The following is a 19043-nucleotide window of genomic DNA, read 5'->3' as shown; positions in this document are numbered from 1 at the left end:
CTCTACCTACCCAAACACCGCTACTTTTTATCCTTTGGGAGAGGACATGCAAGGCTTCATGCTTCAGTTGAACCGTTTATCCGCCGCGCAATGGACCTTCGTTATAAGTCTGTTGCTGTCCGGACTGGCCATGTACTTCCAGCCGGTTATCGGCAAGGATGCGGCCTTCTACCTCGATATATCCCAGCATTTCCTCGATCAGGATCTGGCTAGCGCATTCAGCCGCTTCGACTGGCCCTGGTTCCCTGTGCTCATCGCTATCAGCCATGCTCTTACCGGTATTGGTCTGGAGACTGTCGCGTATCTCTGGTGTGCGCTGTTCATGGCCGGGGCCTGTGCCCTGATGGTGGATATGGTGGTCCGTCGCCTGCCTGGCTCCGGCTTCTGGGCCTGCCTGGTGGTGCTGGCAATGCCGGCGTTCAATGCCTTCCGCGGCGAGATACTCCGAGAGTTCGGCTTCTGGTTCTTCAGCGTACTGACGCTTTGGTGCGCTATGCGCTGGCAGGATCGAGGCGGCTGGTTGGGGGCGCTGGGTATCCAGGTGTCCGTGGTGCTGGCGGCACTGTTCCGCTTCGAGGCTGTCCTGCTGATGCCCGCTCTGGTTCTGTGGCTGGTGCCTGGATTGCGGACCCGTGATGGCTGGTTGCGCATGGTGAAGTTGGTGGCTTTGCCGCTTTGCGCGGTCATCGTGATGATCTTGCTACTCCGAGGAATGCTGCATCTGGACCGCATCGAGAACTTCCTGGCTATGGTCGATCCGCAGCAGGTGTTCTCCAAGTTCAATGCAGTCAGCGACCGCCTTGCCAGTACCGTGCTGATGAAGTACTCGGCAGACGATGCCGGCAAGATACTGGTATTCGGCATGCTTGGTGTCACTTTGCTGGCTTTCGCCAAGCTGCTCGGGCCTTTCACCATTCCCTTCCTGACCCGTACGGGGTGGCGTGGGGTGAGGTCTAGCCTGAAGACATTCGATCTCTTTGCCTGGACCTGGCTTTGCTACCTGCTGGTGCTGATGTTCTTCTTCGTCCAGCAACTGTTCATCAATTCGCGCTATGCAAGTTTCCTCGATTGGCTGGCGGTACCGCTGGTGATCGCTGGCGTGTTTGCGTTCGTGCAGCGTTTCCCCAGGGTCGGCAAGGGACTGGCTGTGCTGGCCGTGCTTGTGTTGCTGGCCAACGTAATCTCCCTGTCGCCCAAGAAGACTCACTACATCGAAGCTGGTCATTGGGTGGCCGAGCATGTCGAGCCAGATGCATCCGTCTACTACTCGGATCCGCGCATCGGCTACTACGCCGGGCGAGGCTACGAGCTTCGGGCTCTGGAGCAGGAAGAGGCGCTAGGTGATGCCGGTCGTGGAAAATTCACCTACCTGCTCATTGAGGCCAAGTCGGATGACGCGGAGGTCGTGCAATGGTTGGCGGCCAACGGCAAGGTGCTCCTGGCGCAGTTCTCCAATGCCAAGAAGAAGGCGACCGTACTGGTACTAGGGCCCGCTCGTTGATCGAGCCCTGCTCAACTGCGCCGAGGCTATACCAGCGCCTGGATGCCCTGATCCAGGCGATCAGCGGCCTCGCTACCGCAGCGTGTCGCGTAGCCTTGTAGAAGTGCGGCACGGTGCTCCAGGGCAAGCCATTTCCGGTCTTCTTCGTAGCGCAGCAGGTGTTGCAGGTTACGTCGGCGCAAACCCCTGCTTAGGGCGCGTGTTGCGATGCGCATGTCAGAGAAGTCGATCAAGCCGAAACTCATGTCCGGAAGCAGCAGCACGTTGCCCAGATGAAGTGAGCGGAAATACACGCCCTGCTCATGCAGCAGGCCGAGGAACTCGCCGAATTTGCGGACTTCCGCTTCACGCTCGACCTTCTCCAGGGTTCGCCAATGGCTGCGTAGTGTCTGCCCAGGCAAGGGCCGATAGATGACTCCGTTCAACGAACGAGATGGCACCTTGAAGGTATCGATGATCTGTGGGACGGGAATGTCCATGCGCGCGAGTTTCGCCGCATTGCTGTGGAAGCGACCAGCCTGGGGAGACCAAAGCGCTGACGAAAGCAGGCGCTTGCGGCGGAACAGCTTCAGATAGTCGCCGTCTACCAGGCTGGCCACCTTCACGCCGTGCCCATCAGCCTCGATCGTGGTGGCATCACTCAGAAGTGAGTCGAGTTGGTGCTCGTCAAGCGATCTCATTGTCCTGCTCTGAATTGAAACCTGTGGGAATGCGCCGATTCAGGCCGCAGGCGGCGCATCTTAAAGCATCCCCACCGAAGAGGCAGCCCGCGCTGTGGTAAGCTCTGCGCCTTTTCTGCCACCCCCAGGCTGAGCGAATGACCGAGCAACAACTGACGGAATCCCAGCCGTCCAGCATGAAGATCTACCTGCGGCTGCTGAGCTACGTCCGCCCTTACATCTGGCAGTTCGTGCTGAGCATCGTCGGCTTCGTGATCTTCGCCACCACCCAGCCGATGCTGGGGGCGATCCTCCAGTATTTTGTCGATGGTCTCAACGACCCGAGCGTGGTGCTGTTCCCCAATGTGCCGGTGTTGCGCGACCTGCAGTTGCTGCAGATGGTGCCGCTGCTGATCGTGCTGATCGCCGCCTGGCAGGGTGTTGGCTCGTTCCTCGGCAACTACTACCTGGCCAAGGTTTCCCTCGGCCTGGTGCACGACCTGCGCGTTGCGTTGTTCAACAACCTGCTGGTATTGCCCAACCGCTATTTCGACAACCACAACTCCGGGCACCTGATCTCGCGCATCACCTTCAACGTCACCATGGTGACGGGGGCGGCGACCGACGCTATCAAGGTGGTGATCCGAGAGGGCATGACGGTGGTCTGCCTGTTCGCCTACCTGCTGTGGATGAACTGGAAGCTGACCCTGGTGATGGTGGCGATCCTGCCACTGATCGCCTTGATGGTGACCACGGCCAGTCGCAAGTTCCGCAAGCAGAGCAAGAAGATCCAGGTGGCCATGGGCGATGTCACCCACGTGGCCTCCGAGACCATCCAGGGTTATCGCGTGGTGCGCAGCTTCGGTGGCGAACCTTATGAGGAGGCGCGCTTCCTCGATGCCAGCCAGAGCAACACCGACAAGCAGTTGCGCATGACCAAGACCGGCGCCATCTACACGCCGATGCTGCAGCTGGTGATCTTCTCCGCCATGGCCGTGCTGATGTTCCTCGTGTTGTTCCTGCGTGGTGATGCGTCGGCCGGTGAGCTGGTGGCCTACATCACCGTGGCGGGCATGCTGCCCAAACCCATCCGTCAGCTGTCGGAAGTCAGCTCCACGGTGCAGAAGGGCGTGGCGGGTGCCGAAAGCATTTTCGAACAGCTGGATGAGGTGCCGGAGACCGATACCGGTTCCGTCGAGCGCGAGCGGGTCGTTGGCCGGCTGGAGGTGCGTGACCTGAGCTTCCGCTACCCCGGTACCGAGAAGGCCGTTCTGGATAGCATCAGCTTCACCGCCGAGCCGGGGCAAATGATCGCCCTGGTGGGGCGCTCGGGCAGCGGCAAGTCCACGCTGGCCAACCTGATCCCGCGTTTCTACCAGCACAGCGAGGGGCAGATCCTCCTCGACGGTGTCGAGGTCCAGGACTACCGTCTGCGCAACCTGCGCCGGCATATCGCCTTGGTCACCCAGCAGGTCAACCTGTTCAACGACTCGGTGGCCAACAACATCGCCTATGGCGACCTCGCCGGTGCGCCGCGCGCGGATATCGAGCAGGCGGCCGAGGCGGCCTATGCCAGCGAGTTCATCGAAAAGCTGCCTCACGGCCTGGACACCGACGTCGGCGAGAACGGCGTGCTGCTGTCCGGTGGCCAGCGCCAGCGCCTGGCAATCGCCCGTGCATTGCTTAAGAATGCGCCGCTACTGGTGCTGGACGAAGCCACCTCTGCACTGGACAACGAATCCGAGCGCCACATCCAGAAGGCGCTGGATCGCGTTATGGATGGCCGCACCACCCTGGTCATCGCCCACCGCCTCTCCACCATCGAGAAGGCCGACCTGATCCTGGTCATGGACCAGGGCCGTATCGTCGAGCGTGGCAACCATGCCGAGCTGATCGCCCTGGATGGCTACTACGCGCGCCTGCATGCCAACCAGTTCGCCGAGGACAAGGTCCAGGCGGCGGAGCGCGGTTGAGCCGTCGATGTGTCTGAGATGAAGTTTCCATTCCCAGGGACCGGGCTGTGCTGAACCTGATACGCGCCTGCCGTGAGCGCGGCTGGCATTCCCTGAGTGCCGCCGACTACGCCGTCGTCTGGGCGCGTTTCGGCGGCAGCCTGATGACCCACCCGGATGTGGTGGAGCGGCTTTCCTCGATGGCTGGTATCCCGGTGCGCTACCTCGGCTGGTTCGAGGGTGATGAGCCGGTGGCGGCCATCCCCACCTGGGGCCGTTATCTCGCGCTGTCGCGGGACGTGCTCAAGCGTGCTGGCAAACGCCACCTGTTTGACCTCGGTAACGCCGAGGTCATCCTGCCGGCACGTGCTGATAGCGGCGCCGTCCTACGTCATCGCAGCAGCTACCTGGGTGAGCCCAACCACAACAGCTTGCTAGGCTTGCGCCTGCAGAAAGAGTCGCTGGCGCTGTGCCGTGCTCCCGAGGAGTTTTCCAAGAAATTCCGCTACAACCAGCGCCGTGAGTTGCGGTTGCTGGAAGAGGCGGGCGGCACCTTGCGCCCGGTCGCTGAACTCAGCGCTGCCGAGCTGGCCGCCATCTATACCGACCTGTTCGAGCGCCGCTGGGGGTTCGATGTGCCTGGCAAGGGGAGTCTGGAAGAGGTGTTTGGGCTGCTTCGGGAGTTCCTCAGCGGCAGCCTGTTAATGCTGGAGGGTGCGCCCATCGCCGTTCAGGTGGTGTACAGGGTGGAATCTCCAGAATGGATCAGCGCCGAATACATCAACGGCGGCGTCGATCCACAAAGCCGGGACTTCAGCCCCGGCAGCGTTCTCAGCTTCGTCAATACGCAGGCCGCCTGGGAAGATGCCCGGGCCAGAGGCAAGGCCCTGCGTTATTCGTTCGGGCGCGCGGACGTGGAATACAAGGATCGTTGGTGCAACAAGGTTCCCGTCTTTCGGGTGTGAGTGAATGGAAACACGCAAGCAGCTGCTCCTGCGCCGTCATCGGCGCCATAAGCGTTTGTTCATGTTCGGTGCCTTGCTGGTGTTGGTGGCGCTGGACTGGTTCGGCTCCTGGAGCACCACACCGGTGCTTCTGGTGCTCGGCTGGATAGCCCACGAGGCCTGGTTCGCCGACCACCTGTTCTACTCCCCGCGCGACGACTACCAGTATCGCTTTCCGACAGGAGTCGAACCGCTGCCGGTGCGCCTGGTGGACGGGCGCGTCGAGGCGGCAGCCGGAGAACTGCCGGTGGGCGTCGATACCCTGATGCTGGAGGTCAATATCCGCTGCGGCTGGCTTGGCCGCTGGCTGGACCCCCACGTACTGATCGACTGCGGTGAGTGCACCGACCGTCAGGATTTCGAGCGCGGGGTGAATGGGCGCCGCTACCTCAATCTTTCCGGGGCGCAGGCCGCGCTCGCCGCTGGGACTTTGCGTCTGCGCGGGCGCTTCTGCCGCCTGGCTCCCGGTGCTTCGCTCTATGCCTTCAGCAACCCCGACTACGCCAAGCAGAAGGTGCTGGTCATCGCGCCCCATGCGGACGATGCCGAACTGGCGGCCTTTGGCCTCTATAGCCGCTGCAGCGATGTGCATATCGTCACCCTGACCCAGGGCGAGATCGAGGCCCAGGTGTATCGCCGCCTGGGTTTGGATAGCGCCGCTGCCGCGCGCCTGAAAGGCCGCCTGCGCAGCTGGAGCAGCCTGGCGGTGCCGCTCTGGGGCGGTGTGCCGGCCACCCGCTGCCTGCAACTCGGCTACTACTGCCTGCGCCTGGAGGCCATGGAGGCTGAACCGGAGCGTGCCTTCGCCTCGCTGGAGTCCGGCGAGACGGATATCCGCAGCGTGCGCCGCTTCAATGCCCTGGCCCTACCCGGCGACCTCGACGGCGCATCGAGCTGGCGCAACCTGGTGGGCGACCTGGCGGCCCTGCTGGCGCGCCTGCAGCCCGACGTGGTGGTGGTGCCGCATCCGCAGCTCGATCCGCACCCCGACCATATCCAGGCCAGTCGCGCCCTGGACCAGGCCATCGAGCAGAGTGGCTGGACCCCCTCCGTGCAACTGCTCTACGCCAACCATCTGGTGGACAACGACCGCTGGCCCATGGGCCCGGCGGGTGGCGGCATCGCCCTGCCGCCCTGCATCGATCCGCTGCCGGCGGATGCCCTGTGGAGCCCCGTGCTGTGTGAACAGGCACGCCTGGACAAGGCCCAGGCGCTGGCCATGCAGCATGACCTGCAGATGCCGCTGTCGTTCAAGAAGCGCTTGCGTCGGACCATCCAGTGGCTGCTCGCCGCACGGCGCTGGCCGGAGAGTGGCGAGGACGACTTCTTCCGCAAGGCGGTGCGTCGCCACGAGCTTTTCTGGGTGAGACGCCTTTCCGATTGACGGCCTCCGGCGACGGGGCGGGTCAGCTGCTATGTTATGATCCGCGCCGTTTTTCCATGCTCCTGGAGTCTTCATGAAGCTCACCATGCCCCGTTTCGATCTGGCCCCCGTTCTGGTGGTGGGCGATGTCATGCTCGACCGTTATTGGCATGGCGGCACCTCGCGTATTTCCCCTGAAGCGCCGGTGCCTGTGGTACGTGTCGACCAGATCGAGGATCGCCCGGGTGGTGCCGCCAACGTGGCGCTGAACATCGCCGCCCTCGGCGCGCCGGCTGCCCTGGTGGGCGTGACCGGTGAGGACGAGGCCGCCGCCAGCCTGCTCGCCAGCCTCGGCGCGGCTGGCGTCGACGCGCGTTTCCAGCGCATCGCCACGCAACCGACCATCGTCAAGCTGCGGGTCATGAGTCGCCACCAGCAACTGCTGCGCATGGACTTCGAAGAGCCCTTCGAGACCGATGCCGAAGCGCTGGCCGCCGAGGTCGAGCGCCTGCTCTCCGGGGTCAAGGTGCTGGTGCTCTCCGACTACGGCAAGGGCGCGCTGAAGAACCACCAGGCGTTGATCCAGGCCGCCCGTCGCAAGGGCATCCCGGTGCTGGCCGACCCCAAGGGCAAGGACTTCGGTATCTACCGCGGTGCCAGCCTGATCACCCCCAATCTCAACGAGTTCGAAACCATAGTCGGGCGTTGCACCGACGAGGCCGACCTCGTCGCCAAGGGCGCGCAGCTGATGCGTGAGCTGGACCTAGGCGCGCTGCTGGTGACCCGTGGCGAACACGGCATGACCCTGCTGCGCCCGGACCAGCCCGCCCTGCACCTGCCGGCCCGCGCTCGCGAGGTGTTCGACGTCACCGGCGCTGGCGACACCGTGATCTCCACCCTGGCCGCCAGCCTGGCTGCCGGCGAGGACCTGCCCCAGGCCGTCGCCCTCGCCAACCTGGCCGCCGGCATCGTGGTCGGCAAGCTGGGTACCGCCGCCATCAGCGCACCCGAGCTGCGCCGTGCCGTGCAGCGCGAGCAGGGCTCCGAGCGCGGTGTGCTCAGCCTGGACCAATTGTTGCTGGCCATCGAGGACGCCCGCGCCCACGGCGAGAAGATCGTCTTCACCAACGGCTGCTTCGACATCCTCCATGCCGGCCACGTGACCTACCTCGAGCAGGCCCGTGCCCAGGGTGATCGCCTGGTGCTGGCGGTCAACGACGACGCCTCGGTCAGCCGCCTCAAGGGCCCCGGCCGGCCGATCAACTCCGTGGACCGGCGCATGGCCGTGCTCGCCGGCCTCGGTGCCGTCGACTGGGTGGTGAGCTTCAGCGAAGACACCCCCGAGCGCCTGCTGGGCCAGGTCAAGCCGGACATCCTGGTCAAGGGCGGCGACTACGGCATCGAGCAGGTGGTGGGTGCCGACATCGTCAAGGCCTACGGCGGCGAAGTGCGCGTGCTCGGCCTGGTGGAGAACAGCTCCACCACCGCCATCGTCGAGAAGATCCGCAGCCGCTGATCCTCCCCCGGGTGGGTGGCCGTCGTGCCACTCGCCCGCGTCCCGACGGTCATAGGCGCGCCCATTCGCGGCGCGCATCATCGAGGCATCCTCACCCCGCGTGGAGCGAGATGCCCATGAGTACCGATGCACAGGGACGCGCCCTGTCCGTGCTGAACCGCGTTGCCCAGGCCGACTGGCCGGACCGGTTCAAGCTGCGCAAACCCTTCGAAAAACTCCTCTACACCGGCAGCCGTGCCGGCTTCCAGATGGTCGCCGAGCGTTCCGGCAAGGCCGCCAAGAAGCCGCGTGCGGCCGACCCGGATGCGCTGTTCGACCTGTCCCTGTCCGACGAGCAGCAGATGATCCGCGAGATGCTCCAGGGTTTCGCCCTGGAGGTGCTGCGCCCGGCGGCCCATGACGCCGACGCCCGTGGCGCCATCCCCGCCGAGCTGCTCAACCAGGCGCTGGAGCTGGGTCTTGCCCACTACGGCGTGGGTGAGGGGCACGGCGGCATGGCTGGCGAACGTACCGTCATCAGCAACGCGCTGATCGCCGAGGCCCTGGGGCAGGGCGACCTGTCCCTGGCCGCTTCCCTGCTGGTGCCGCTTTCCGCCGCCAACTGCATCCGTCGTTCCGCCTCGCCCGAACAGCAGGCCCGCTGGCTGCCGGCCTTCGTGGGCGAAGAGCGCCCGCCGCTGATGGCCATCGCCGTCAGCGAGCCGGGGTTGCTGGCCGATCCCCATCGCCTGGCCACCAAGGCGCGGCGCAAGGGCAAGCACTACCAGCTGTCCGGTGAGAAGAGTCTGGTGCTCGAAGGGCTCAATGCCAGCCAGCTGATCGTCGCGGCCGAGGCCGAAGACGGCCCGGCGCTGTTCCTCGTGGAGGGCGGTGCCAAGGGGCTGGAACGCCAGGCTGAGCCCGGCATGGGCCTGAAGGCCTGCTCCACTGCGCGGGTGCAGCTCAAGGGCGTCAAGGTGCCGCTGGAGAACCGCCTGGCTGCGGCCGATTTCGACTACCAGCGCTTCCTCGATCTCACCACCCTGGGCTGGTGTGCACTGGCCCTGGGCACCGGGCAGGCGGCGCTGGATTACGTGGTCACCTACTGCAACGAGCGCGTCGCCTTCGGCGAGCCCATCAGCCACCGCCAGGGCGTCGCCTTCATGGTCTCGGATATCGCCATCGAGCTCGACGCCATGCGCATGATGGTCTGGCGTGCCTGTGCCCGGGCCGAGCGCGGCGAGCCGTTCCAGCGCGAGGCCTACCTGGCGCGGCTGCTGTGCGCCGAGAAGGCGATGAAGATCGGCACCGACGCGGTGCAACTGCTCGGTGGCCATGGTTTCACCAAGGAGCACCCGGCCGAGCGCTGGTACCGAGACCTGCGTGCTGTGGCGATCATGGCCGGCGGCCTCCATCTGTGAGAGCCGGTTGCGATCGCGTGCTGACTCGCATGATCGATAGCCGGCCCTGAGGACTTTGCGATGAACCTTGAAACCCCGAAGAAATTCCGTGGCCTGGCCAACCAGGCGCACCAGGTGGCGGCCAACTATTTCCGCCCCATCTCGCGCAAGTACGACAAGGCTGAGCACGCCTATCCCAAGGAACTGGACCTGCTGGCTGCGCTGCTGGACGGCATGAACGCCGGCTCCCCCGACGCCGTCGGTGCCACCTCCGCCAGCAAGCGCGGCAGCGGCCAGGTGGAGGAGGGCGTGCGCAACGGCGGCAACCTCTCGGCGCTGCTGGGCGTGATCGAACTCTGCTGGGGCGACGTCGGCCTGTTGCTGGGCATGCCGCGCCAGGGGCTGGGCAATGCCGCCATCGCCGCGGTGGCCAACGAGGAGCAGCTCAAGCGCTTCGGCAGCACCTGGGCGGCCATGGCCATCACCGAGCCGGGTTGCGGCTCCGACTCCGCGGCCATCCGCACTACGGCGGTGAAGGATGGCGACCACTACGTGCTCAATGGCGAGAAGATCTTCGTCACCTCCGGCGAGCGCGCCGATGCGGTGGTGGTCTGGGCGACCCTGGACAAGAACCTGGGCCGCGCGGCGATCAAATCCTTCGTGGTGGAGAAGGGCACGCCCGGCATGAGCGTCACCCGCTTGGAGAAGAAGCTCGGCATCAAGGCCTCGGACACCGCGTCCATCAGCTTCAGCGATTGCCGGGTGCCGGCGGCCAACCTGTTGGGCAATGCCGAGATCGATGTGCAGAAGGGCTTCGCCGGGGTCATGGAGACCTTCGACAACACCCGCCCGCTGGTGGCCGGCATGGCCATTGGCGTGGCCAAGGCCTCCCTGGACCGCACCCGTGAGCTGCTGAAAAAGGCCGGCTGCAAGTTCGACTACCGCAAGCCGCTGCTCAGCGTCAGCCATGTGGAGGCGACCCTCTACCGCCTGGAAGCCGAATGGGAGGCCGCGCGCCTGCTGACCCTCAAGGCTGCGTGGATGGCGGACAACAAGCTGCCCAACTCCAAGGAGGCCTCCATCGCTAAGGCCAAGGCCGGGCGCGTGGCCAACGAGGTGACGCTCAAGTGCGTGGAGTTGGTCGGCGCCCTCGGCTACGGCGAGGACGAGCTGCTGGAGAAGTGGGCGCGGGATTCGAAGATCCTCGACATCTTCGAGGGGACCCAGCAGATCCAGCTGCTGATCATCGCCCGTCGCCTGCTGGGCAAGAGCTCAAGCGAACTCAAGTGATTCTGTTGTAGTGCCCGATTGACCCCGCCTCGGCGGGGTTCTTTTTTTGTGGCGACGGGTTTATCAGGGGCTCAGCAGGCCAGGCGCTTGGCCTGCTCGGCGGTGCCGACGCGGGCCAGCCAGTCCTTCCAGCGGATGCGTTCGTCGCGCACCAGCCAGCCGTCCTGCTCGGCGAAGCTTTCCGAGAGCCAGATGCCCCGGGTGCTGGCGGGCTTGAGTTCGCCATTGCGCAGGGTCAGCAGTTCGCCGGTGGGTTTGCCGTGGTCACGGGCCAGCAGGTAGATGCCCGGGCGGCGCCGCTCCAGCGCGGCCACCAGCTCGCCGTCGCGCAGGCTTTCATCGACGTGGAAGAAGCTCAGCTGGCGGGCGTCGCGGGGCAGCTCCAGGCTCATGTCGTAGACCAGCTGCAGCGAGGCGGTGGGCAGGTGCACGTAGGCGCGGGGGCGCTCCAGCAGGGTCAGGCTGCCGCTCTGCACCGGGCGTGCGGCGCCGGACAGCGGGCTCAGGCGGAAGTGGCTGGCCTCGCGGTAATGCAGTTGGCGCTGGTAGGGCGTGGGCAGCCAGGTATCGGCGAAGCGCCCGCCGAGCCAGCCTTCGGGCGTCTCGATCAGGCATTCCTCGGCCACTTCTTGGATGGCAGTGAGCAGCGGCAGGTTGAGCTCATGGGCCGGCACGTAGCCGGAGATCAGCTTGAGCACGGTGTCGCCGCGGTCCAGCCGGCGCTGGCGCACCAGCACCCAGTATTCTCGGCCCTGCAGCTCCAGGGTCAGGCGCACGGAGACGCCCAGGTTGGCCAGCTCGACAGCGAAACGCTGGCTGTCGGCGATCTCCACCGGGCGCCGGCGGCGTTCGAGCATCTGGGTGAAGTTCAGCGGCAGCCCCAGGGCCTGGTAGGCCAGGCCATCGGCCGTGGCCTCGACATGGAGGGGCAGGGTCTTGAACGCCCCCGGGTCTTTACGGGCGAGTATTCGCGGCATGTCGGCTCCTTCTTGCGTCGGGGTCGGCCGCAGTTGCGGCGCTCTAGGGACGGCCTTTCAGCACCTCGGCGGCCGTCGTGACATTGTGGGACAGGTGCAGCGGATTGATGGTTCCGATGATGGCGCTGCCGACGCCCGGGTGGCCGAAGATCAGCTCGAAGCTCGCCTTCACCGGGTCGACGCCGGCTCCCACGCAGGCATGGCCGCTGGCCAGGCCCTTCTTGATCAGGATGCCCTTGGCGTGACTGGCAGCATAGTCCAGCACCGGCTTCTCGCCCTGTTCGGCGAGGTTGTAGGTGACCATCGCGCAGTCGCCGCGCTCCAGCGCCAGCAGGCCGCCTTCCACGGTCTTGCCGGAGAGGCCGAAGGCGCGGATCTTGCCCTCGCGCTTGAGCTCGGCGAGGGTCTCGTAGGCGCCGCTGTCCTGCAGGATGCGCAGGTCGTCACCGTCGGAATGCAGCAGCAGCAGGTCGATGTAGTCGGTCTCCAGGCGCTTGAGGCTGCGCTCCACCGAGCGGCGTGTGTGCGCCGGGCTGAAGTCGTGGCTGGAGCGGCCCGCCTCGAACTCCTCGCCGCTTTTGCTGACGATCACCCAGTCCTGGCGCTGGCCGCGCAGCAGCGGGCCGAGGCGCTCTTCGCTGCGGCCATAGGCCGGCGCGGTGTCGATCAGGTTGATGCCCAGCTCGCGGGCCAGGCCGATCAGGCGGCCGGCTTCGTCGTCATCGGGGATGGTGAAGCCGGACGGGTATTTGACGCCCTGGTCGCGGCCCAGCTTGACGGTGCCCAGGCCCAGCGGCGAGACCACCAGGCCGGTGTCGCCCAGGGGGCGGTGCAGGTGATGCAGGCTGCTCTGGCTCACAGCAGTTCCTCCCATACCGGTTGCGCCAGGTTCGGGCGCGGCAGTTCGGGCAGGGGCGGCTGCTGGGTCGGTTGCACCCCGTCGCGCTCCAGGGCGGCGATCACCCGGTCGGCGAAGTCCGGGGCCAGCGCCAGCTTGGTCGGCCAGCCCACCAGCAGGCGGCCCTGGTCGGCGAGGAAGGCGTTGTCCGGGCGCACCAGGCCGGATTGGCTCGGTTCGGCGCGGTCCACCCGCAGGGTCGCCCACTGGGCGGCGGAGAGGTCGATCCAGGGCAGCAGGTCGCGCAGTTCCTTCTCGGCGGCGGCGATCTGCTCGGCTTCGTTGCGCGCCACGCCATCGGCTTCGGCGATGTCGCCGCCCAGGTACCAGACCCACTGGCCATCGGCGGCAGGGTGGGTGGTGACGGTGACGCGCGGTTTGGGGCCGCCACCGAGGCAGTGGGCGTAGAGCGGCTTCAGGCTGGGCGCCTTGACCATCACCATGTGCAGCGGGCGGCGTTGCATGCCGGGCTGCTGGATGCCCAGGGCCTGCAGCAGCGCCTCGTTACCGGCGCCGGCACTGAGGACGATGCGCTGGGCGCGGATGGCGCGGCCATCGACCACCAGGCCGACCAACTCGTCACCCTCGCGCAGCGGCTCGATGGCGTGCCCGGCCAGCAGGCCGTCGCCGGCCAGGTCCGCCAGGCGCTGGATCAGGCTCGGCACGTCGAGCACCAGTTCGGCGAGGCGATAGACCTTGCCCTTGAATTTCGGGTGTTGCAGCGCCGGCGGCAGGGCCTCGCCCTTGACCTGGTCGACGCGGCCGCGCACCGCCTTGCTGGCGAAGAAGCTGGTGATGTTGCCGGCCAGCGAGCCGGGCGACCACAGGTAATGGGCATCGGACAGCAGGCGCACCGGTCGCAGGTCCAGCTCGCCGTCACCGGCCAGGGCCTCGCGCCAGCGGCGGGGCATGTCGGCGATGGCTTCCGAGGCGCCGGTCAGCGCGCCGTGCAGGGCGTACTTGGCGCCGCCGTGGATGATGCCCTGGGACTTTACGCTCTGGCCGCCGCCGAGGCTGGCGTTCTCCACCAGCAGGGTGGAGTAGCCCTGGCCGCGCAGGCGTGCGGCGAGCCAGAGACCGGCGACGCCGCCGCCGACGATGAGGACGTCGGTGCTGAGAACCTGGGACATGGAAGCTGCCTCGAAGAAAACCGGCGCGCAGTATAACGCGCGCCGTGAGGCGGGGCCGACGTGGATCAGTGGCCGGTGCTGTTGGAGAACAGCTGGATCACCACCACGCCGGAAACGATCAGGCCCATGCCGAGCATGGCCGGGAGGTCCAGCTTCTGCTGGTAGAGGAAGACCGCGGCGATGCTCACCAGAACGATGCCCAGGCCCGCCCAGATCGCATAGGCGATGCCCACGGGAATGCTTTTCACCACCAGGCTGAGCATCCAGAAGGAGATGCTGTAGCCGATCACCACCAGCAGCAGCGGAACGGGTTTGCTGAAGCCGTCGAGGGCCTTCATCGAGGTGGTGGCGATCACTTCGGCGGTGATGGCGATGGCGAGGTACAGATAGCCGGTCATGATGGCCTCCTTTGAAATCAGGCTGCCGATTCTAGTCATCTGGATGATGGGATAAAGTGATTACCTATCTGAATAGGAGATAGGTCATGCAGTGGAACCTGGAGCAGATCCGCCTGTTCGTCAGCGTCGCCGAGGGCCACTCGTTCTCATCGGCGGCGCGCCGGCTCAACCGCGTGCAGTCGGCGGTGAGCAGCGCCATCGCCCTGCTGGAGGCCGATCTCGGCGTCACCCTGTTCGAGCGCAGCAGCGGGCGCCAGCCACGCCTGACGGCCGCGGGCAGCACCTTGCTGGAGGAGGCGCGGGAAGTGTTGCGCCAGTGCGAGCGCCTGGAGGGGCGCGCGCTGGGGCTGGTGCGCGGTGAGGAGGTGCGCCTGCGCCTGGCCCAGGACGAAGCCATGCCCTACCAGCCGGTGCTCGACAGCCTGGAGGCCCTGGCCCAGGCCTTCCCTCTGCTGGAGGTGCAACTGGCCAGCGGTGCCCAGGGCGATGTGGCGCGCAAGCTGCTGGAGCGCCGCGCCGACCTGGGCCTGCTGTTCCACCACGAGCAGATGCCCGAGGCACTGGAGCGCCAGCGCCTGGGCACCATCGAGATGGTCACCGTCTGTGGCGTCGGCCATCCCCTGGCGGGCGTCGGCCATGTCGACCGCCGCGAGCTGGCCCGGCATCGCCAGTTGCTGATGGCGCCCCAGGACAGCCGCTACCCCGGCGGCGAGCAGCTCAGCCCGTCGATCTGGCGTACTGACAGCTTCTACACCATGGCCGAGCTGCTGATGCGCAACCTCGGTTGGGCCTGGCTGCCACGCCACGTGGTGCAGTACCCGACCTACCAGAACCAGCTGGTGGAGCTGAGCAGCGACTGGACGCCGCCGCCGCTGGTGGTGGAGCTGGTGTGCCGCCGCGACGAGGCGCTGGGCCCGGCGGCGCTGTGGCTGGCCGACTGCTTCGCCGAGCACCTCAAGGCCGTCGGCTGATCCCGGGCCCGTGCTCTGATAAGCTCCGCGCCCATGAATCGCACCCTCTATACCCTGCTGTTCCACCTCGGCCTGCCCATCATCGCCCTGCGCCTGGCCTGGCGGGCCTGGCGCGCGCCGGCCTATGCCCGGCGCATCGCCGAGCGCTTCGCCTTCGGCCTGCCGCCCCTGCAACCGGGCGGCATCTGGGTCCATGCGGTATCCGTGGGCGAAAGCATCGCCGCGGCGCCGATGATCCGCGCCCTGCGCGAACGCCACCCGCAACTGCCGATCACCGTCACCTGCATGACCCCCACCGGCTCGGAGCGCATCCGCGCGATGTTCGGCGACCAGGTGCAGCACTGCTACCTGCCCTATGACCTGCCCTGGGCGGCGGCGCGCTTCCAGCGCCTGCTCAAGCCGAAGCTGGCGGTGATCATGGAAACCGAGCTGTGGCCCAACCATATCCACCAGTGCCACACGCGCGGCGTGCCGGTGGTGCTGGCCAATGCGCGGTTGTCCGAGCGTTCCGCCCGTGGCTACGCACGCTTCCACAAGCTGACGGCGCCCATGCTCGCCGAGCTGAGCTGGCTCGCGGTGCAGACCGAAGCCGAGGCCGAGCGCTTCCGCACCCTCGGAGCCCGTCCCGAAGCGGTGACGGTGACCGGCTCGATCAAGTTCGACCTGCGCATCGACCCCGAGCTGCCCGTCCGCGCCGCCGACCTGCGCCGGCAGTGGAGCGCCGAGCAACGCCCGGTCTGGATCGCCGCCAGCACCCATGCGGGGGAGGACGAGATCATCCTCGCCGCCCATCGCCAACTGCTGGCCGAGCGCGCCGATGCGCTGCTGCTGCTGGTACCCCGTCACCCGGAGCGCTTCAACCCGGTATTCGAACTGTGCCGCCGCGAAGGTTTCGCCGCCGTGCGTCGCTCCACCGGCGAGCCGCTGACCGCCGCGACGTCGGTGCTGGTGGGCGACACCATGGGCGAGCTGCTGTTCCTCTTCGCCCTGGCCGACATTGCCTTCGTCGGTGGCAGCCTGGTGCCCAATGGCGGGCACAACCTGCTGGAACCCGCGGCGCTGGGCAAGCCCGTGCTCAGCGGCCCGCACCTGTTCAACTTCCTCGATATCGCCGCGCAGTTGCGCGACAACGGCGCCCTGATCGAAGTGGCCGACGCCGAAGCGCTGCAAAGCGCCGTCGCCAGCCTCTGGCGCGACAGCGCTGCCGCGACCCGCATGCACGATGCCGGGCTGGCGGTGCTCAGGGCCAACCAGGGGGCGCTGGAGCGGTTGCTCGCGGGGCTCGCCCGCCTGCTGGGGTGAGCCCGGGCCAGGCCTGCCTCAGAAGGTCGGCGGAGTGATGATCCAGAGGATCAGCGTGTCCTTGTCGCCGGGGTTGCCATAGCGGTGGGGTTCCTGGCTGGAGAAGGCAAAGCTGTCGCCTTCACCCAGCAGGAAGTGGCGTTCGCCGACCCAGAGCTCGAATTCACCGCTGAGTACGTAGCCGGCTTCTTCGCCTTCGTGGCTGTAGCTCTCTTCGCTGTAGGTGCCCGGGGGGAATCGCGAGTGGAGGATTTCCAGCGAGCGGCTTGGTTGCGGGCTGAGCAGCTCGTCGGTGATGCCGTCGTCGTAGTGCAGGCTCATGCGGCTGTTCTTGCGCACCACATAGCCTTTGTCCGCCTCGGCGGTGGGGGCTTCGCTGGCAAAAAACCACTGGATGGTCACGCCCAGGCTGCGGGCGATATTGAACAGAGCGGGGATCGAGGGATAGGCCAGGTTGCGTTCCAGCTGGCTGATGTAGCCGGCGGTCAGCGAGCTCTGTTCGGCCAGCTCGGCGAGGGTCATGTCGCGGCGCTTGCGCAGGGCGCGGATGCGCGTACCGAGGAACTGGCTCTCGGGCGCATTGGCGGTGCCGGGCGGCGGCAGGCTGGGGCTCATGATCCCTCCGGTCCTTGGGGCTGGGCGGAGGGCTGGCCCCGCGCGAACGCGGCATTGTAAAGCAGGCGCGGGCCCGTCGCGCCCTAGATTTCCCAGGCCGCCTGCAACCCCTCGAATATGGCTTCCTCCGCCGTGCGTGCGGCCAGGCAATCGCCGATGCGCTGGAAGGGCACCAGGCCTTCCAGGGTCGCCCCCAGCTCATCCAGCGGCTGGTGGCCCTGGCACAGCACCAGGGTATCCACGGCCTCGAACAGCATGGGCTCGCCGCTGGCGGTGTGCATCATGTAGACGGTGTCGTCATCGCAGCCATAGAGCCGTGCGTAAGGCGTGATGGGGATGCCGAGGCGGTGCAGCTCGCCCACCATCTGGTCGCGCACATAGAGGGGTAGGCTTTCGCCGCAGTGGGTGCCATTCACCGCCAGGCGCACCTGGTGGCCGTTGCGCGCCAGGTGCTCGGCGATGCCGGGGCCGATCCAGTCGCAGCGCCAGTCGGCGACCACCACCGAAGGGCCGAGCTGCACCTCGCCCCTGAGCACCTGCCAGGCATCCACCACCTGCAGTGCCCCACCGCGCTCGAAATCCGGCCAGTAAGGCGTGGCGCCCGTGGCGATGATCACCCGGTCCGGGCGCTCGCGCTCCACCAGGGCACGGTCGACGCGGGTGTTGCGCACGACCTTCACGCCGGCCAGTTCCATTTCCCGCTGCAGGTTGGTGGCGGCACCGCCGAACTCACTGCGCCGGGGCAGCAGTTGCGCCAGCAGCACCTGGCCGCCGAGCTGCGCAGCCGCTTCGAACAGCGTCACCTCATGGCCACGCTGCGCGGCCACGGCGGCGGCCTTCATACCGGCCGGGCCGCCGCCGACCACCATGATGCGCTGCGCCCGCGTGGCCCTGGCCGGCTGGCCATAGCGCAGCTCGCGGCCGGTTTCCGGGTGCTGGATGCAGGAGATCGGGTAGCCCTTGTGGAAGTGGCCGATGCAGGCCTGGTTGCAGGCGATGCAGGCGCGCACGTCCTCGACGCGGCCGCCGACGGTTTTCTCCGGCATCAACGGGTCGCAGATCAGGGCGCGGGTCATGCCGCAGACATCGGCCTGGCCGTTGGCGATGATCTGCTCCGCTTCCTGGGGCTGGTTGATGCGCCCGGTGACGAACAGGGGGATGTGCAGTCGTGCCTTGAACCCGGCCGCAGTCGGCGCGAGGTAGGCCGCCGCGATGGCCATGGGCGGCGCGATGTGCACGGCGCCGCCGAGGGAGGCGGAGGTGCCGGCTACCAGGTGCACGTAGTCCAGTTCGCTTTCCAGGGCGAGCACGGCCTGCAGCGATTCATCCTCGCTGAGCCCCTGCGGATCGCGCTCGTCGGCGGAGATACGCAGGCCGACGATGAAGTCATCGCCGCCGGCCTGGCGAACCGCCGCCAGCACCTCGCGGAGAAAGCGCAGGCGCGCGTCGAGGTCGCCGTTGTAGCCATCCTCGCGGTGGTTGACCCGGGGGTTGAGGAACTGGGCGGGCAGGTAGCCGTGGCTGGCCACCACTTCCACTCCATCGAGGCCGGCCTGGCGCAGGCGGCGGGTGGCGGCGCCGTAGCCGGCGACTATCTCGTCGATCATCCGCTGGTCGAGTGCTCGGGGCATCACCCGGAAGCGCTCGTTGGGGCTGACCGAGGGCGCATAGGCCACCGCCAGCAGGCCACTGGCGGTCTCCATGATTTCCCGCCCGGGGTGGAACAGTTGCGACAGCACCAGGGTGCCGTGGGCCTGGCAGGCTTCGGCCAGTTCGCGGTAGCCCTCGATGCAGGTGTCGTCGGTGGCCATCAGCACGTGCGAGGTGTAGCGGGCGCTGTCGTGCACACCGGCCACCTGCAGCACGATCAGCCCGACGCCGCCTTCGGCGCGGGTGCGCTGGTAGGCGATCAGCGCGTCGTTGACCCGGTTGTCGGTGGGCAGGCTGGTGTCGTGGCCGCTGGACATGATGCGGTTCTTCAGGCGTTTGCCACGGATGTGCAGGGGTTCGAACAGGTGCGGGAAGGCGTGCATGGCAATCCTCGTCGGGGTTGCTGGAATTCTTATTAATCCATTACTGATTTACCTA

Annotated in this window: 16 protein-coding genes; 9 read left to right on the top strand and 7 right to left on the bottom strand. The window is 66.8% G+C overall.

Translation table 11 applies throughout. The features are described from left to right. The first annotated feature begins 46 nt into the window (after positions 1-46). Positions 47-1501 carry an ArnT family glycosyltransferase gene (locus tag ACXI0U_RS21115; RefSeq protein ID WP_479550772.1) on the top strand — a complete coding sequence of 485 codons (1455 nt, stop codon included), beginning with the start codon at positions 47-49 and terminating at the stop codon, positions 1499-1501. Between the two features lie 26 nt (positions 1502-1527). Here ACXI0U_RS21115 and ACXI0U_RS21110 read toward each other — a convergent pair whose 3' ends face one another. Beyond that, positions 1528-2181: a lipopolysaccharide kinase InaA family protein gene (locus tag ACXI0U_RS21110; protein ID WP_479550771.1), complete on the bottom strand. Its 654-nt coding sequence runs from the start codon at positions 2179-2181 to the stop codon at positions 1528-1530. 137 nt (positions 2182-2318) lie between these two features. Between ACXI0U_RS21110 and msbA the strand changes: the two genes are divergently transcribed. From msbA to ACXI0U_RS21080, 6 genes are all read left to right on the top strand, one after another. Then, positions 2319-4133 (top strand): lipid A export permease/ATP-binding protein MsbA, encoded by a 1815-nt coding sequence (gene msbA / locus ACXI0U_RS21105; RefSeq protein WP_184490576.1) that lies wholly within the window; start codon positions 2319-2321, stop codon positions 4131-4133. A gap of 47 nt (positions 4134-4180) precedes the next feature. Next, on the top strand, positions 4181-5077 hold the full coding sequence (locus ACXI0U_RS21100; protein ID WP_479550770.1) for a GNAT family N-acetyltransferase: 897 nt from the start codon (positions 4181-4183) through the stop codon (positions 5075-5077). A 4-nt stretch (positions 5078-5081) separates the two neighbouring features. Further along, positions 5082-6500, top strand: a complete 1419-nt coding sequence (locus ACXI0U_RS21095; RefSeq protein WP_479550769.1) for a PIG-L deacetylase family protein — start codon at positions 5082-5084, stop codon at positions 6498-6500. Positions 6501-6573: 73 nt separating this feature from the next. Beyond that, the gene (gene hldE, locus ACXI0U_RS21090; RefSeq protein ID WP_374979138.1) at positions 6574-7995 is read left to right on the top strand and encodes a bifunctional D-glycero-beta-D-manno-heptose-7-phosphate kinase/D-glycero-beta-D-manno-heptose 1-phosphate adenylyltransferase HldE; all 1422 of its coding nucleotides are present in this window, start codon (positions 6574-6576) and stop codon (positions 7993-7995) included. 110 nt (positions 7996-8105) lie between these two features. Further along, a complete protein-coding gene (locus ACXI0U_RS21085; RefSeq protein WP_265169942.1) occupies positions 8106-9395 on the top strand; it encodes an acyl-CoA dehydrogenase family protein in 1290 nt (429 codons plus the stop codon). A gap of 60 nt (positions 9396-9455) precedes the next feature. Beyond that, on the top strand, positions 9456-10664 hold the full coding sequence (locus ACXI0U_RS21080; protein ID WP_263403801.1) for an acyl-CoA dehydrogenase family protein: 1209 nt from the start codon (positions 9456-9458) through the stop codon (positions 10662-10664). 71 nt (positions 10665-10735) lie between these two features. Here the strand turns inward: ACXI0U_RS21080 and ACXI0U_RS21075 are convergent, their stop codons facing one another. The 4 genes from ACXI0U_RS21075 to ACXI0U_RS21060 all read right to left on the bottom strand — a co-directional run bounded on the left by ACXI0U_RS21075 (position 10736) and on the right by ACXI0U_RS21060 (position 14067). Continuing rightward, on the bottom strand, positions 10736-11641 hold the full coding sequence (locus tag ACXI0U_RS21075; protein WP_479550768.1) for a metal ABC transporter ATPase: 906 nt from the start codon (positions 11639-11641) through the stop codon (positions 10736-10738). A gap of 43 nt (positions 11642-11684) precedes the next feature. After that, a complete protein-coding gene (locus ACXI0U_RS21070; protein ID WP_479550767.1) occupies positions 11685-12515 on the bottom strand; it encodes an aldo/keto reductase in 831 nt (276 codons plus the stop codon). Then, a complete protein-coding gene (locus ACXI0U_RS21065) occupies positions 12497-13669 on the bottom strand; it encodes an NAD(P)/FAD-dependent oxidoreductase (protein ID WP_479550766.1) in 1173 nt (390 codons plus the stop codon). The genes ACXI0U_RS21070 and ACXI0U_RS21065 overlap by 19 nt, the downstream gene beginning before the upstream one ends. Before the next feature lie 65 nt (positions 13670-13734). Beyond that, a complete protein-coding gene (locus ACXI0U_RS21060) occupies positions 13735-14067 on the bottom strand; it encodes a DMT family transporter (RefSeq protein ID WP_021219791.1) in 333 nt (110 codons plus the stop codon). A gap of 86 nt (positions 14068-14153) precedes the next feature. Here ACXI0U_RS21060 and ACXI0U_RS21055 point away from each other — a divergent pair, with 86 nt between their 5' ends. Then, entirely contained in the window at positions 14154-15038 is an 885-nt protein-coding gene (locus ACXI0U_RS21055) for a LysR family transcriptional regulator (protein ID WP_184490568.1), read from the top strand. 33 nt (positions 15039-15071) lie between these two features. Continuing rightward, positions 15072-16340, top strand: coding sequence for a lipid IV(A) 3-deoxy-D-manno-octulosonic acid transferase (gene waaA, locus ACXI0U_RS21050; RefSeq protein WP_479550765.1), 1269 nt, complete (start codon positions 15072-15074; stop codon positions 16338-16340). An 18-nt stretch (positions 16341-16358) separates the two neighbouring features. Here waaA and ACXI0U_RS21045 read toward each other — a convergent pair whose 3' ends face one another. Both ACXI0U_RS21045 and ACXI0U_RS21040 read right to left on the bottom strand, forming a co-directional pair. Next, positions 16359-16955 carry a cupin domain-containing protein gene (locus ACXI0U_RS21045; RefSeq protein ID WP_263403797.1) on the bottom strand — a complete coding sequence of 199 codons (597 nt, stop codon included), beginning with the start codon at positions 16953-16955 and terminating at the stop codon, positions 16359-16361. Between the two features lie 83 nt (positions 16956-17038). Further along, positions 17039-18988, bottom strand: coding sequence for an oxidoreductase (locus ACXI0U_RS21040; protein ID WP_479550764.1), 1950 nt, complete (start codon positions 18986-18988; stop codon positions 17039-17041). Between the last annotated feature and the right edge of the window lie 55 nt (positions 18989-19043).

The organism is Pseudomonas sp. C9D1 (assembly GCF_056491235.1).
Note: the sequence above shows the minus strand (reverse complement) of the source record. Positions and strands in the feature narration are given on the sequence as shown.